Source organism: Pseudomonas sp. LAIL14HWK12:I10, assembly GCF_900184205.1.
In the GTDB taxonomy this organism is placed as follows: Bacteria; Pseudomonadota; Gammaproteobacteria; order Pseudomonadales; family Pseudomonadaceae; genus Aquipseudomonas; species Aquipseudomonas kermanshahensis.
Genome location: NZ_FXWU01000001.1, coordinates 78814 through 93362, shown reverse-complemented (window position 1 = coordinate 93362; position 14549 = coordinate 78814). Strand labels below are relative to the sequence as shown.

At 61.6% G+C, this 14549-nt stretch carries 13 protein-coding genes; 11 read left to right on the top strand and 2 right to left on the bottom strand.

Annotation, left to right across the window (positions count from 1 at the left end; all coding sequences use genetic code 11):
• Positions 1–18 precede the first annotated feature (18 nt).
• Positions 19–1110, top strand: coding sequence for an aminopeptidase (locus QOS90_RS00450; RefSeq protein ID WP_085272117.1), 1092 nt, complete (start codon positions 19–21; stop codon positions 1108–1110).
• A 123-nt stretch (positions 1111–1233) separates the two neighbouring features.
• On the opposite strand, the gene QOS90_RS00445 is transcribed toward QOS90_RS00450, so the two are convergent.
• Entirely contained in the window at positions 1234–1884 is a 651-nt protein-coding gene (locus QOS90_RS00445; protein WP_085272116.1) for an HAD family hydrolase, read from the bottom strand.
• A 19-nt stretch (positions 1885–1903) separates the two neighbouring features.
• On the bottom strand, positions 1904–2452 hold the full coding sequence (locus QOS90_RS00440; RefSeq protein WP_027592021.1) for a gamma carbonic anhydrase family protein: 549 nt from the start codon (positions 2450–2452) through the stop codon (positions 1904–1906).
• Between the two features lie 102 nt (positions 2453–2554).
• Between QOS90_RS00440 and prlC the strand changes: the two genes are divergently transcribed.
• From prlC to trbG, 10 genes are all read left to right on the top strand, one after another.
• On the top strand, positions 2555–4606 hold the full coding sequence (gene prlC, locus QOS90_RS00435; protein ID WP_238209848.1) for an oligopeptidase A: 2052 nt from the start codon (positions 2555–2557) through the stop codon (positions 4604–4606).
• A complete protein-coding gene (locus QOS90_RS00430; RefSeq protein ID WP_027592019.1) occupies positions 4603–4884 on the top strand; it encodes a YheV family putative zinc ribbon protein in 282 nt (93 codons plus the stop codon). The genes prlC and QOS90_RS00430 overlap by 4 nt, the downstream gene beginning before the upstream one ends.
• Before the next feature lie 97 nt (positions 4885–4981).
• Positions 4982–6976, top strand: coding sequence for a M3 family metallopeptidase (locus QOS90_RS00425; RefSeq protein WP_027592018.1), 1995 nt, complete (start codon positions 4982–4984; stop codon positions 6974–6976).
• 65 nt (positions 6977–7041) lie between these two features.
• On the top strand, positions 7042–8100 hold the full coding sequence (locus QOS90_RS00420; protein WP_027592017.1) for a PA0069 family radical SAM protein: 1059 nt from the start codon (positions 7042–7044) through the stop codon (positions 8098–8100).
• Between the two features lie 563 nt (positions 8101–8663).
• Positions 8664–9620 (top strand): P-type conjugative transfer ATPase TrbB, encoded by a 957-nt coding sequence (gene trbB / locus QOS90_RS00415; protein WP_027592016.1) that lies wholly within the window; start codon positions 8664–8666, stop codon positions 9618–9620.
• A 14-nt stretch (positions 9621–9634) separates the two neighbouring features.
• Entirely contained in the window at positions 9635–10030 is a 396-nt protein-coding gene (gene trbC, locus QOS90_RS00410) for a conjugal transfer system pilin TrbC (RefSeq protein ID WP_081717436.1), read from the top strand.
• Positions 10031–10033: 3 nt separating this feature from the next.
• Entirely contained in the window at positions 10034–10345 is a 312-nt protein-coding gene (locus QOS90_RS00405; protein ID WP_027592014.1) for a conjugal transfer protein TrbD, read from the top strand.
• On the top strand, positions 10342–12900 hold the full coding sequence (locus tag QOS90_RS00400; protein WP_027592013.1) for a VirB4 family type IV secretion/conjugal transfer ATPase: 2559 nt from the start codon (positions 10342–10344) through the stop codon (positions 12898–12900). The genes QOS90_RS00405 and QOS90_RS00400 overlap by 4 nt, the downstream gene beginning before the upstream one ends.
• Positions 12897–13646, top strand: coding sequence for a conjugal transfer protein TrbF (locus QOS90_RS00395; RefSeq protein ID WP_027592012.1), 750 nt, complete (start codon positions 12897–12899; stop codon positions 13644–13646). Before QOS90_RS00400 ends, QOS90_RS00395 begins: the two co-directional genes overlap by 4 nt.
• Positions 13647–13656: 10 nt before the next feature.
• A complete protein-coding gene (gene trbG / locus QOS90_RS00390) occupies positions 13657–14547 on the top strand; it encodes a P-type conjugative transfer protein TrbG (protein ID WP_027592011.1) in 891 nt (296 codons plus the stop codon).
• Positions 14548–14549: the final 2 nt, after the last annotated feature.

The following is a 14549-nucleotide window of genomic DNA, read 5'->3' as shown; positions in this document are numbered from 1 at the left end:
CGAGTCAGACAGTCCCAGATGCTTCGACTTTTTCTTTTTCAGCGCTCAGGCCCTGGGCCACTCGACCGCCTTTTCACCCGTTTTGTTCCCGTGTTGGCGGCCGTTCTGCTGAACGGTTGCAGCAGCGTCGGCTATTACGGCCAGTTAGCAGAGGGCCAATGGCAGCTACTGCGCGCGCGTCAGCCGGTGGAAAAGGTGCTGGCAGACCCGGCCAGCAGCCCGCAGTTACGTGCGCGGCTGCAGCATGCCGAACAGGCCCGTGTATTCGCCAGCCAGCAGCTGAAACTGCCAGACAACCGCAGCTACCGGGTATATGCCGACCTGGGGCGCCCCTACGTGGTATGGAATGTATTCGCCACGCCTGAACTGTCGTTGCAGCCGGTGACGCATTGCTTCCCGATTGCCGGCTGCGTGGCCTATCGCGGCTATTACCGCCAGGGGGCGGCGCGTGGCGCGGCGGCGTTGATGCGCCAGGCGGGTATGGATGTGTATGTGGGCGGCGTCGAGGCGTATTCGACCCTGGGCTGGTTCGACGACCCGTTGTTGTCGTCGATGGTTGGCTGGGGGGATGAGCGGTTGGCGTCGTTGATTTTCCATGAGCTGGCCCATCAGCGCTTTTATGTGCAGGACGACACGGCGTTCAACGAATCGTTTGCCACCTTCGTCGAGCAGGAGGGATCGCGGCAATGGCGCGCAGCGCGTGGGCTTGCAGCGATCGAGGATGATCAGTCGCAGCAGCGTGACCAGTTCATTCGGCTGGTGCTGGCCAGCCGTGAACGGCTCCAGGTGATGTATGCCGAGCCGCTGGATGACGCGCACAAGCGTGTGGCGAAGCAGGCGGAGTTCGAGCGGTTGCGGCGCGAGTACCGAGCCGTGCGTGATAGCCAGTGGGCGGGCGACACGCGTTATGACGCCTGGATGTATGGGCCGATGAGCAATGCCAAGCTGCTGCCGTTTGGGCTGTATGACCAGTGGGTGCCGGCGTTTGCGGCGGTGTTTGGTGAGGTTGGTGGGGATTGGGGGCGGTTTTATGAGCGGGTCGAGCAGTTGGGACAATTGCCGATTGAAGAGCGGAAGGCAGCGTTGCAACGGTTGATGGTTAGCCGGTGAGATTTTGGGGCCGCTTTGCGGCCCATTCGCGGGGCAAGCCCGCTCCCACAAATGCCCTGCGTACCCCCTCAATGTGGGAGCGGCCTTGCGTCGCGATGGGCTGCAAAGCAGCCCCTATGGCGATCAAGCCTGGAGAAATGCCTGATGCATCTCGGCCAAGGTAGCAAAGTGGTAGGCAGGTTCTTCGGCCATCAACTCTTCCCTGCTACCAAACCCATACCCCACCGCCACCGCCTGCAGCCCATTGCTGCGGGCCCCGATCAGGTCGTGCTTGCGATCGCCGATCATCAGCGTTTGCGCCGGGTCCAGCCCTTCCTCGTCGAGCAAGTGGCGAATCAACTCGACCTTGTTGGTACGGGTGCCGTCCAGCTCACTGCCATAAATCACCTTGAAGTGATGGTCGAACGCAAAGTGTCGAGCAATCTCGCGGGCGAATTCCCAAGGCTTGGACGTGGCCACATACAGTGTGCGCCCTTGGCCATTGAGGGCCTCGAGCAGCTCCGGTACGCCCTCGAACACCTGGTTTTCGTACAGGCCAGTGACGCGGAAACGCTCGCGATAAAAATTGACCGCCTCCCACGCCTTGGCTTCGTCAAAGCCATAGAACTGCATGAATGCCTGCAGCAAGGGCGGGCCGATGAAGTGTTCGAGGCGGGCCAGGTCGGGTTCATCGATGCCCAGTTTGGCCAAGGCGTACTGGATGGAGCGGGTGATGCCCAACCGTGGGTCGGTCAGGGTGCCATCAAGGTCGAAGAGGATGTTCTGCTGGTGCATGTAAGCGATTCCACTCAAGTCATTCTGGTTGGTCGTAGCCTTCGGCCAGGTGCTGGTCCTTGAGCTTGACGTAATTGCTGGCGCTGTACGGGAAAAACGCGCGTTCTTTGTCGGTCAGCGGCCGGGCCTGTTTTACCGGGCTGCCCACATACAGGAAGCCGCTCTCCAGGCGCTTGCCGGGCGGTACCAGGCTGCCGGCGCCGATGATCACCTCGTCCTCGACGATGGCGCCGTCCATGATGGTGCTGCCCATGCCGACCAGGATCCGGTTGCCCAGGGTACAGCCATGCAGCATCACCTTATGACCGATGGTCACTTCATCGCCGATGATCAGCGGGAAGCCATCCGGGTTGAAAGGGCCGGCATGGGTGATGTGCAGCACGCTGCCGTCCTGCACGCTGGTGCGTGCGCCGATGCGGATGCGGTGCATGTCGCCGCGTACTACAGTCAATGGCCAGACCGAGCTGTCTTCGCCAATCTCCACGTCGCCCAACACCACCGCCGAGCGGTCGACGAAGGCCCGTGGTGCAACTTTCGGAGTGTGTTGCTGGAAGCTTCGAATGGCCATGATAGGGTCTCTCATCTGTGCCGATAGGCAGGCTGCCTGCTGCGGTCGGCGTCGATTGTAATTAAGATGGTCCAGTGTTTCTTCTGCCAAGGTATCCAAACCGTGAGTGCGACCAACCCGCTTCTGCAGCCCTACGATCTGCCGCCCTTCTCGGCGATCCGCGCCGAACACGTGCTGCCGGCGATCGAAGAGATCCTGGCCGACAACCGCAAAGCCATTGCCGATATCCTCGAAAAGCAGGGCAAGAACCCTACCTGGGCTGGCCTGGTGCTGGCCATGGACGAACTGAATGACCGCCTGGGCGCTGCCTGGAGCCCGGTCAGCCACCTCAATGCTGTGTGCAACAGCAAGGAATTGCGCGAGGCCTACGAGTCTTGCCTGCCAGCGCTGAGCGCCTACTCTACCGAACTGGGCCAGAACCGTGCGCTGTTCGAAGCCTACGAGGCGCTGGTCAACAGCCCGGAAGCGGCGAGTTTCGACGTGGCGCAGAAGACCATCCTCGAACATGCCCTGCGCGACTTCCGCCTGTCGGGCATCGACCTGCCGGCCGATAAGCAGCAGCGCTATGCCGAAGTGCAGAGCAAGCTCAGCGAACTGGGCAGCCGGTTCTCCAACCAGTTGCTCGATGCCACCCAGGCCTGGACCAAGCACGTTACCGACGAAGCCGTGCTGGACGGCCTGACCGATTCGGCCAAGGCACAGATGGCGGCCGCAGCCCAGGCCAAAGACCTCGACGGCTGGCTGATCACCCTGGAATTCCCCAGCTATTACGCGGTGATGACCTACGCCAGCGACCGCGCCCTGCGCGAAGAGCTGTATGCCGCCTACTGCACCCGCGCCTCGGACCAAGGCCCTAATGCCGGCCAGTTCGACAATGGCCCGGTGATGCAGGAAATCCTCGACTTGCGTCAGGAACTGGCCAAGCTGCTGGGCTACCCGAACTATGCCGAGCTGAGCCTGGCCACCAAGATGGCCGAGTCCAGCGACCAGGTGCTGAGCTTCCTGCGTGACCTGGCCAAGCGCTCCAAGCCGTTCGCTGCCCAGGACCTGGAGCAGCTCAAGGCTTACGCTGCCGAGCAGGGCTGCCCGCAGCTGTCCAGCTGGGATGCCGGTTACTTTGGCGAGAAGCTGCGCGAGCAACGCTACAGCGTGTCGCAGGAAACCCTGCGTGCCTACTTCCCGATCGACAAGGTGCTGTCGGGCCTGTTCAGCATCGTTCAGCGCCTGTACGGCATCGAAATCGCCGAGCTCAAAGGCTTCGACAGCTGGCACCCGGATGTACGTCTGTTCGAAATCAAGGAAAACGGCCAACACGTCGGCCGCTTCTTCTTCGACCTGTATGCCCGCGCCAACAAGCGCGGTGGCGCGTGGATGGACGGCGCCCGTGACCGTCGCCGCACCGTTGAAGGCGCGCTGCAGAGCCCGGTGGCCAACCTGGTGTGCAACTTCACCCCTGCCGCACCCGGCAAGCCAGCGCTGTTGACCCACGATGAAGTCACCACCCTGTTCCACGAGTTCGGCCACGGCCTGCACCACCTGCTGACCCGCATCGAACATGCCGGTGTGTCTGGCATCAATGGCGTGGCCTGGGACGCGGTCGAGTTGCCGAGCCAGTTCATGGAGAACTGGTGCTGGGAGCCGGAAGGCCTGGCGCTGATCTCCGGCCATTACGAAACGGGCGCTGCCCTGCCCCAAGACCTGCTGGACAAGATGCTGGCGGCGAAAAACTTCCAGTCGGGCATGATGATGGTGCGCCAGCTGGAATTCTCGTTGTTCGACTTCGAGCTGCACGCCACCCACGGCGATGGCCGCAGCGTGCTGGACGTGCTCGAAGGCGTGCGCGACGAGGTGACAGTGATGCGCCCACCGGCGTACAACCGCTTCCCCAACAGCTTCGCGCACATCTTCGCGGGCGGTTATGCCGCAGGCTACTACAGCTACAAGTGGGCCGAAGTGCTGTCGGCTGATGCGTTCTCGCGCTTTGAGGAAGAAGGCGTGCTGAATGCCGAGACCGGCCGTGCCTTCCGCGAGGCGATCTTGGCGCGGGGTGGTTCGCGTGAGCCGATGGTGCTGTTCGTCGACTTCCGTGGCCGTGAGCCTTCCATTGATGCATTGCTGCGCCACTGCGGGCTGAGCGAGGACGCGGCGGCATGAGTGAGGTAGTTGTGAACAAGACCAAGAAGCGCTTTATCGCCGGGGCGGTCTGCCCGGCGTGCAGCGAGCCCGACAAGCTGATGATGTGGAACGAAGATGGCGTGCCGCACCGCGAATGCGTGGCCTGCGGCTTCACCGATACCCTGAATGAACAAGGGCTGTCGGTGCCTTCGGAGCTCGGCACGCGGGTCAACCACCTGGCGCCCAAGCCGGCGCCGGCGAAGGTGCAGACCGTGCAGTTCTTCCCCAATCCGAAGCTGAAGAAACCGGCCGAATAAGGCCGGCCTGCCTGGCCGGGTGGTAGATAATCAAGCCTCTACCGCCCTGCCAGGTAGGCATGCTCGCCCGCTCCCCCACTGAGCAAGGCGATGCGTCATGGACAATCCCCTCCTGCAAGGCAGCAAGACCCCCGTCGATTATTCCGCGATCACCCTGCAGAACATGCAGGCGGCATTCGATCATGTGCTGAACGCGCACGAACAAGGCATCGCTCGCATCATCGAACGGCAACAGGCGCTGCCCACTTGGGATGACCTGGTGTTGGCAGTCGATGAGCTGGATGCGCAATTGCTGGCAGTGCTCTATGCCGTGATGCCACTGATGGGTAAGGCGCCGAGCTGGGGCGAGGCGGTTATCGACTTCTACGCCCGAACGGTCGCACGCTTCGATCAAAAATTCACCAACGCCAGCCTGCAGGCACTCTACGCACGCTTGGCCAGCAGTGCCCATGGCGTGAACCTGGCTGCGCAGCAGCGCGCCACCCTGAGTTGGCACCTGGACAAGTTCGCCAGCAGTGGCGTTGCGCTCGGCGCAGCCGACAAGGCGCGCCTGGTCGAGTTACAGACGCAGATCGGCAACCTGCGCCAAGCGTTCTTAGGCACCCTCGACCGGCCAGGGCTGCTGGTTGATGATGAAGACGAACTGCGTGGCCTGCCACCTAGGCTACGTGAAGAGCTGGCGGTGCGCGCCGAGGAGGCCGGCGAGCAAGGCTGGCTGGTCGCCTGCGAAAGCGCATCCACCGAGGCCGTGCTGCGCCAGGCGGCCCACCGCCCCTTGCGTGAGCGGCTCTACCGCGCGTTTCATACCCGTGGCGTCAGCACCGATCTGGCGCAGGATAACGGCACCCATCTGCAGCAACTGGCCGAATGCCTGGACGAAAAAGCCCGCCTGTTGGGTGCTGCCAACCACGTCGAACTGAGCCTGCGCAGCAAGAGCGCCGGGTCGCTCAGCGAGGTAGGCGATTTTCTCCAGGGCCTGGCAGCGGCAGTGAAGCCGGCAATGGGGCAATGGCGCACGAAGCTTCAACAGCAGGCGACGGCGCAAAACCTGGGGCCTGTTCAGCCTTGGGACATCAGCTATCTACAGGCCACAGCGGGCGACGCCAGCGCCAATGAGGCCTTTCGTGATTACTTCCCGTTGAGTGCAGTGGTCACGGCCTTGACTGGCCTGGCCCGGCAACTGTTTGCGCTCGACCTGCGTCCCAGGCAGCTGGCTGCCTGGGACGATAGCGTGCAAAGCTTCGAGGTCTGGCAGGACCACGCCTATATAGGCCTGCTGTACCTGGACGCGGTGCAACACGCCGGCAAACAGCCCGACGCCGTGTTCACCACCTATGTGCGTAACCGCCGCATCGACGCCGAGGGCATCTACCAGCCCGCAGTGGTGGTGGTAAACAGCGATATCCCCGCCGCACTGGCGGGCGCCGAGCCGTTGCTCGATCACCTGTCGCTGCGCAAGCTGTACCACGAGTTCGGCCACGCCCTGCACCACTTACTGGTGCGCACCACCAACCAGGTCATGTCCAATGTGACCGAGTTGGGCAGTGACGGCGTGGAGCTGTTCGGCAAGCTGCTGGAGCGCTGGGTGTGGGATGCGCGTTACCTGGCGGGTATCGCGGCGCCGCGTGGAGATGGCAGTGCGCTAAGCGAGGCCCAGGCTGAGGCATACCTGAGCCAGTTCAAGCAGGAAGGCATCGAGGAAATCGGCCGCGACCTGAGCCTGGCGCTGTTCGACCTCGACCTGCATGGCGCGCCCCATGACGGCAGAACGCTTGAGCAGCGCTTGCAGCAAGCCCGCGCGCTTTGCGGCTACTGGCCTTTGGCGGATTTCGAGCACCCCGCGCATGCCTTCGATCACTTGGTCACTGGCTACGATGCCGGCTTTTACGCCTACCTATGGGCAGATGTGCATGCCTTCGACCTGTTCACGCGTTTCGAAGTACACGGCTTGCTCGACCGCGAAACGGGGCGTGCGCTGCAAGAGACCCTGTTTGAACCCGGTGCCTCGCAGCCGCTGCGTGATGGCATCGAAGCCTTCCTCGGGCGCCTGCCCAGCCATGCCGCCTATGCACGTTGGTACGGCCTGACCTGACCAGAGGCGCTGGAATAAACCGCATGCCACCTATACTGTATATAGATACAGTATAGGGGTGGATGATGATTCCTCCAGCACCGCAAAAAGGCCGTGGCACGGCGCATAACCCACACAACCGCTTTGCCCCGAACCATTCGGTTGCGGAGGATGACGGCTGGTACCAGGAAGTACCGCTGACCCAAGGCACCGAGGTGCGGGTCGAAACCGCCAAGACCGTCATCAGCCGCAACACCTCGCCCGATCTGCCCTTCGACCGGTCCATCAACCCCTATCGAGGTTGCGAGCATGGTTGTATCTACTGCTATGCCCGCCCCTCGCACGCGTATTGGGACCTGTCCCCAGGCCTGGATTTCGAGACCAAGCTGATCGCCAAGACCAATGCTGCCGATGTGCTCGAACAGCAATTGAGCAAACCGGGCTATGTCTGCGCGCCGATTAACCTGGGGTCGAACACCGACCCTTACCAGCCCATCGAGCGTGACCACCTGCTGACCCGGCGCTTGCTTGAAGTGCTGCTGCGCTTCCGCCACCCGGTGACCATCGTCACCAAGGGGTCGCTGGTGCTGCGTGACCTCGACCTGTTGTCCGAGATGGCCAGCCAGCGGCTGGTGCGGGTGATGATCAGCCTGACGACGCTGGACGACGACCTCAAGCGGGTGCTTGAGCCACGTGCGGCATCGCCCAAGGCGAGGTTGCGGGCGATTCGGGTGCTGCGCGAGGCGGGTGTGCCGGTGGGGGTCTTGTGTTCGCCGATGATACCGATGATCAACGACAGTGAACTGGAGCGCTTGCTGGAGGCCGCCAAGGAGGCCGGTGCGCAAAGCGCTGCCTACATGATGTTGCGCTTGCCGCTGGAAGTGGCGCCGCTGTTCGAGCAGTGGTTGCAGGACCACTACCCCCAGCGTGCGGCCCATGTGTTGAGCCTGATTCGCCAGAGCCGCGGCGGTGAACTGTATGACAGCCGCTTTGGTGCACGCATGCGTGGCGAGGGCATTTTCGCCGAGCTGCTGGCTCAGCGGTTCGCCAAAGCCATGCGCAAACTGGCATTCGAGGGGCGCGAAGCACAGGCGCTCGATTGCTCGAAGTTCTGCCCGCCTGGTGGCCAGTTGGCACTGTTCTGACTGCCCCCCCAATAACGCCGAAGTGGCACCCTAGATATCAAAGTGGCATCTAATTGCCATTACTCGGTGGCACTTCAGCTGAGGCGGTGAAGTTGCCGTGCCTGCCCAGCCTATATTCATACTGGATTAACTTTCCCTGCTGGCGTTTACGTAAGAATACGTCGCGTGCAAGTGTGAACTCTGTCAAATTTTTCAAGCCATTTAATACTGGCAAACATAGTGGCACTTAAATATCAAATTAATATAGATGTTCTGTTAAGCCCAGATTTTACGGTGCCTGCAGCCATTCCTGTCTCACTAGTCAATGGGACGTTAGTCCCAGGCGTGTAAGAGAAAGCTTACAAAGCTGTAAGAGATCGACTCTTTCGTTAGTAATTGTTGCCGGGTAACCTGCGCGCCCTTGTGAAGTGGCTCGCATAACACGAACAAATTCTGCAATTGCAGGGTAGTTCGCGGGCGGTGACATTCCGCTTCGCCATTAGTTCAAAGAACTGCACGAGAAAACATTTGGAGTGCCCTCCCCAAGACCTTGGGGTGGTATCTATTTTCATGGACGATCAAGTGTGGAAATCGCAGAAACTGCCAGCCTGAAAGAGCGCGCCAAAAAGAAACTGGAGCGCGACGCCGGCCCCCTCATCATCGATGCACTCAACGATCCGCAGACCGTTGAGCTGATGTGCAATGGCGACGGCAAACTCTGGCTGGAGCAGTTGGGCAAGCCGATGAGGCACATCGGCGACCTGCGCCCGGCCCAGGCCGAGTCCATCATCAAGACTGTGGCCGGCTTCCACGGCAAGGAAGTGACCCGCAGCAAGCCGTTGCTTGAGGGCGAGTGGCCGCTGGACGGTTCGCGCTTCGCCGGCCAGCTGCCGCCCGTGGTGCGTGCGGCCACCTTTGCCATCCGCAAGAAGGCGGTGGCCATCTACACCCTGGACCAATATGTCGAATCGGGGATCATGACCCCGATCCAGTGCGACGCCATCAAGCGCGCCATCCGCGATCACCGCAACATCCTGGTCATCGGCGGTACCGGTACCGGCAAGACCACCCTGGTCAACGCCGTCATCAACGAAATGGTCGTGGAGTTCCCTAGCGAGCGGGTCTTCATCATCGAAGACACCGGCGAGATCCAGTGCGCGGCCAAGAACTTCGTGCAGTACCACACCACCGTCGATGTGAGCATGACCCACTTGCTCAAGACCTCCCTGCGCATGCGCCCGGATCGCATCCTGGTGGGCGAGGTGCGCGGTGAAGAAGCGCTCGACCTGATCGATGCCTGGAACACCGGCCACCCTGGCGGCGCGGCGACGTTGCACGCCAACAGCGCCAGCGAGGGGCTGACCCGCCTCAAATCCCTGGTTTCCCGCAATAAATCGGCCCCGGCCGAAATCGAACCGCTAATTGGCGAAGCGGTTCACGTCGTCATCTCCATCGCCAGAACCCCAGAAGGCCGCCGCATTCAGGAAATCCTCGAGGTTTCCGGGTACGACAACGGCCGCTACATCATGCGCAATCTTTAAGGAAAACACTGCACATGCACGCCAACACTTCGCTGTTCCGTTTCAATGCCCAAACGTTTGGCTACCTGGCCTTTAGCTTCCTGCTGCTGGCAGTGATGGTTGCGCCGGAGAATGCCTTTGCTGCTTCCAGCACGGGTGGCAAGTTGCCGTATGAAAGCTGGCTTACCTCCCTGCGCACGTCGGTTACCGGCCCTGTTGCCTTCGCGTTGTCGATCATCGGCATCGTTGTGGCGGGTGGCGTGCTGATCTTTGGTGGCGACCTGAACGGTTTCTTCCGCACCCTGATCTTCCTGGTGTTGGTCATGGCGCTGATCGTTGGTGCAAACAACATCATGACTGGCTTCTTCGGCACTAGCGCCGAGTTGGCGCAACTGCTGCCGCAGCAGAGCGCGACACTGAGTCAGGTCTGAACCATGGCCCTGCGCACGATTCCCATCCGTCGGGCTGGCAACCGGGACAACCTGTTCATGGGCGGGGATCGCGAGCTGGTGATGTTCTCCGGGTTGCTCGCCTTCGCGCTGATATTCAGCGCCCAGGAGCTGCGGGCAACCGTAGTGGGCCTGGTGCTTTGGTTCGGTTCGCTGTTCGTATTCCGCGTAATGGCAAAGTCCGATCCAAAGATGCGCCACGTCTACCTGCGTCACCGGCGCTACAAGGCCTATTACCCGGCGCGTAGCACACCGTTCAGGGACAATCCTCCAAGTCAGGGAAGTCAATACAAATGATCGAAGGTATTGCGTATGCCATCGCAGCCCTCGGTGCTCTGCTGGTATTCATATTGATCCAGCGGCTGCTGCAGGTGGATGCGGAACTCAAGCTGAAAAAGCACCGCTCGACTGAGGCAGGGCTGGCTGATCTGTTGAATCATGCGGCGATGGTCGATGATGGCGTGATCGTGGGTAAGAACGGCGCGTTCATGGCCGCCTGGCTCTACCGTGGGGACGACAACGCCAGTAGCACCGAAGCGCAGCGAGAGTTGGTCTCACTGAGGATCAACCAAGCCCTGGCAGGCCTGGGCAATGGCTGGATGATTCACGTTGATGCGGTGCGCCGCCCTGCGTCGAACTACTCGGCCAAAGGCGTATCCCATTTCGCCGACAGCCTCACCGAGGCCATGGACGAAGAGCGCCGCGCGTACTTCGAGTCGCTGGGGACCATGTACGAAGGGTACTTCGTGCTCTCCCTCACCTTCTTCCCGCCGATGCTGGCTCAGCAGAAGTTCGTCGAGCTGATGTTCGACGACGACACTGCGCCGCCGGATGCCAAAGTTCGTACCCGTAACCTGGTTGAGCAATTCAAGCGCGACTGCGTCAGCGTCGAGGGCAGCTTGTCCTCCGTGCTCAAAATGACGCGCCTCAAGGGTAACCAGCAAATCACCGAGGAAGGTGCGCGGATAACCCATGATGATTTGCTCAGCTGGGTGCAGTTCTGCGTCACCGGCGTAAGCCAGCCGGTGTTGCTGCCGAGCAACCCGATGTACCTGGATGCCGTCATCGGTGGCAAGGAACTGTGGGGTGGCGTGGTCCCGAAGATCGGTCGCAACTTCGTCCAGGTGGTCGCCATCGAAGGTTTCCCGCTGGAGTCGGCGCCAGGCATCCTCGCCGCGCTGGCCGAGCTGCCGTGCGAGTACCGTTGGTCCAGCCGTTTCATCTTCATGGACACCCATGAAGCGGTGCAGCACCTGGAAAAGTACCGCAAGAAGTGGAAGCAGAAAGTCCGCGGCTTCTTTGACCAGGTGTTCAACACCAACAACAGCAACATCGACCAGGATGCGCTGTCGATGGTGCAGGACGCCGCCGATGCGATCGCCGAGGTGAACAGCGGCCTGGTCGCACAGGGTTACTACACCAGCGTGGTGGTCCTCATGGGCGAAGACCGCGCAAGCCTTGAAGAGTCTGCGCGCAGTGTCGAAAAGGCCATCGAGCGACTGGGCTTTGCCGCACGTATCGAGACTATCAACACCCTCGACGCCTACTTGGGTAGCCTGCCCGGCCACGGCGTAGAGAACGTGCGTCGCCCGTTGATCAACACCTTGAACCTGGCCGACCTGCTGCCCACCAGCAGCATCTGGACCGGCAGCGCCGAGGCGCCCTGCCCGCTCTACCCACCGCTGTCGCCAGCGTTGATGCACTGCGTGACCAGTGGCGCGACGCCATTCCGCCTCAACCTGCACGTGCGTGACCTGGGCCATACCTTCATGTTCGGGCCAACCGGTGCGGGCAAGTCGACGCACCTGGCGCTGATCGCAGCCCAGTTGCGTCGTTACAAGGGCATGTCGATTTTCGCGTTCGACAAGGGCATGTCGATGTACCCGCTGGCGGCTGGTATTCGCGCCGAGAGCAATGGCCGCTCCGGGCGCCACTTTACGGTAGCGGCTGACGACGAGCGCCTTGCCTTCTGCCCGTTGCAGTTCCTCGAGACCAAAGGCGATCGCGCCTGGGCGATGGAGTGGCTGGACACCGTGCTGGCGCTCAATGGCCTGGAAACCACTGCGGCCCAGCGCAACGAGATTGGCCATGCGGTGATGACCATGTACCGCGACGGCTCTCGCACGTTGTCCGAGTTCTGCATCATCGTGCAGGACGAATCGGTCCGCGAAACCCTGCGCCAGTACACCGTGGACGGCACCATGGGCCACCTGCTCGATGCCGAGGAAGACGGCCTGTCGCTGTCCGATTTCACCGTGTTCGAGATCGAAGAGCTGATGAACCTGGGCGACAAGTACGCCCTGCCGGTGCTGCTGTACCTGTTCCGCCGCATCGAGTGCGCGCTCAAAGGCCAGCCGGCGGTGATCATCCTCGACGAAGCGTGGCTGATGCTCGGCCACCCAGCCTTCCGCGAGAAGATCCGCGAATGGCTGAAAGTACTGCGTAAGGCCAACTGCCTGGTGCTGATGGCCACGCAGAGCCTGTCCGACGCGGCCAACTCGGGGATTCTCGACGTCATCGTCGAGTCCACCGCCACCAAGATCTTCCTGCCCAACGTCTATGCCCGCGACGAGGACACCGCTGCCCTTTATCGCCGCATGGGCTTGAACGCCCGGCAGATCGAGATCCTCGCCACGGCTGTGCCCAAGCGCCAGTACTACTACGTGTCGGAAAACGGCCGACGCCTTTACGACCTTGCCCTTGGGCCCCTGGCGTTGGCCTTCGTCGGTGCTTCCGACAAAGAGTCCGTGGCGGCCATCAAGCGCCTGGAAGCCAAGTTTGGCAATGCCTGGGTGGCTGAGTGGCTGGCTTCAAGGGGCCTGAGACTGAATGATTATGGAGTCGCTGCATGAGCCTTGCTGACAGCATCAAGGGACTGGTTTTCAAACGTCCCGCCAATGCCACCGAAAAGACGGAGGCACCTCAGGGCGCCGTCCTCGACAACCCGTACCTCACGGCTCGCCGTACCTGGAACGACCATGTCGGCAGCCTGGTGACCTCGCGCCAGTCCTGGCAGGTAGTCGGCATCCTCTCGATGATGGTCGCGCTCGCCGGAGTCGGCGGCATCATCCACATCGGCAGCCAGTCGAAGTTCGTACCCTATGTGGTGGAAGTCGACAAGCTTGGCCAGCCCATGGCGGTATCGCCTGCACAGGCGGCAGCGCCGGTGGACCTACGGGTGATGAAGTCGCAGGTCGCGTCTTTTATTGCCGATGCGCGCACGGTAACGCCAGATGTCGCGTTGCTGCGTAAGTCCATCTTCCGTTTGTATGCCTTGCTCGGGCCGAACGACCCCGCGACCCAGAAGATGAACGAGTGGCTCAACGGCAGCAAGGAATCGAGCCCGTTCGTACGCGCCGCCGAAGAAACCGTCAGTGTCGATATCCGTTCGGTCATGCAGCAGACCCCGGAGACCTGGCAGGTGGATTGGGAAGAAGTCACCCGTGACCGCCAGGGCATGCTCAAGGGCAAGGCCACCTGGCGCGCCCTGGTCACCACCTACACCGCCGAACCCACTACCCAGACCAGCGAGGAGCAAGTACGGATGAACCCGATCGGGACCTACGTGCGTGACTTCTCCTGGTCCAAGCAACTTTGAAGGATCGACCATGAACCGTTACCTTTGCGCCATGCTTGCGGCGCTCTTGCCCGCGCTTGCGCAGGCTGCGCCGGGCACCAATGCCGCCGATCTGTATTTCTCCGATGCCAACCCAACCCTGACTCCTCAGGAAAAGGCTGCGCTGGCGATTTCCCAGCGTTGGCAGAAAGCCAGTGCCACTGGCATCAAACCGGTAGACGGTGGCGACGGCACCGCCCGCTTCATTTTCGGCGCTCAGCAACCGAGCATCGTCTGCGCCGTGCTGCAGGTCTGCGACATCGCCTTGCAGGCGGGTGAACAGGTCAACTCGATCAACCTCGGCGACACCGCGCGCTGGACGGTCGAGCCTGCGATTACCGGCGTGGGTGAGAGCGAAGTTCAGCACCTGATCATCAAGCCGATGGATGTCGGCCTGGAAACCTCGTTGGTGGTCACCACCAACCGTCGCACCTACCACTTCAAGCTGCGTTCGCACCGTACCGAGTACATGCCGCAAGTCGCCTTCACCTACCCGGAAGAAGCGCTGGCGAAGTGGAACCTGATCAAGAACCGCGAAACCACCGAGCGCCGCAAGGCGACCATCCCGGAGACCGGCGAATACCTGGGCAACTTGAACTTCGACTACAGCGTCAGTGGTGAAACCTCCTGGAAACCGGTGCGTGTTTACAACGACGGCAGCAAGACGATCATCCAGATGCCACGCACCATGGCTCAGACCGAAGCACCGGCCTTGGTAGTAGTGCGCAAGGAAGGCGGCTGGTTCACGGATGACGAGACCGTGATGGTCAACTACCGCGTTCAGGGCGACCGTTACATCGTCGACACCGTTTTCGACAAGGCCATCCTGATTGCCGGCGTCGGCAAGTCGCAAGACCGCGTCACCATTCAGAGGGGTAAATAACG

Excerpts from the sequence above, each read along its gene's own strand:
- QOS90_RS00450 (WP_085272117.1), top strand. The coding sequence starts at position 19 with ATGCTTCGACTTTTTCTTTTTCAGCGCTCAGGCCCTGGGCCACTCGAC.
- QOS90_RS00445 (WP_085272116.1), bottom strand. The coding sequence starts at position 1,884 with ATGCACCAGCAGAACATCCTCTTCGACCTTGATGGCACCCTGACCGAC.
- QOS90_RS00440 (WP_027592021.1), bottom strand. The coding sequence starts at position 2,452 with ATGGCCATTCGAAGCTTCCAGCAACACACTCCGAAAGTTGCACCACGG.
- QOS90_RS00430 (WP_027592019.1), top strand. The coding sequence starts at position 4,603 with ATGAGTGAGGTAGTTGTGAACAAGACCAAGAAGCGCTTTATCGCCGGG.
- QOS90_RS00425 (WP_027592018.1), top strand. The coding sequence starts at position 4,982 with ATGGACAATCCCCTCCTGCAAGGCAGCAAGACCCCCGTCGATTATTCC.
- QOS90_RS00420 (WP_027592017.1), top strand. The coding sequence starts at position 7,042 with ATGATTCCTCCAGCACCGCAAAAAGGCCGTGGCACGGCGCATAACCCA.
- trbC (WP_081717436.1), top strand. The coding sequence starts at position 9,635 with ATGCACGCCAACACTTCGCTGTTCCGTTTCAATGCCCAAACGTTTGGC.
- QOS90_RS00405 (WP_027592014.1), top strand. The coding sequence starts at position 10,034 with ATGGCCCTGCGCACGATTCCCATCCGTCGGGCTGGCAACCGGGACAAC.
- QOS90_RS00400 (WP_027592013.1), top strand. The coding sequence starts at position 10,342 with ATGATCGAAGGTATTGCGTATGCCATCGCAGCCCTCGGTGCTCTGCTG.
- QOS90_RS00395 (WP_027592012.1), top strand. The coding sequence starts at position 12,897 with ATGAGCCTTGCTGACAGCATCAAGGGACTGGTTTTCAAACGTCCCGCC.
- trbG (WP_027592011.1), top strand. The coding sequence starts at position 13,657 with ATGAACCGTTACCTTTGCGCCATGCTTGCGGCGCTCTTGCCCGCGCTT.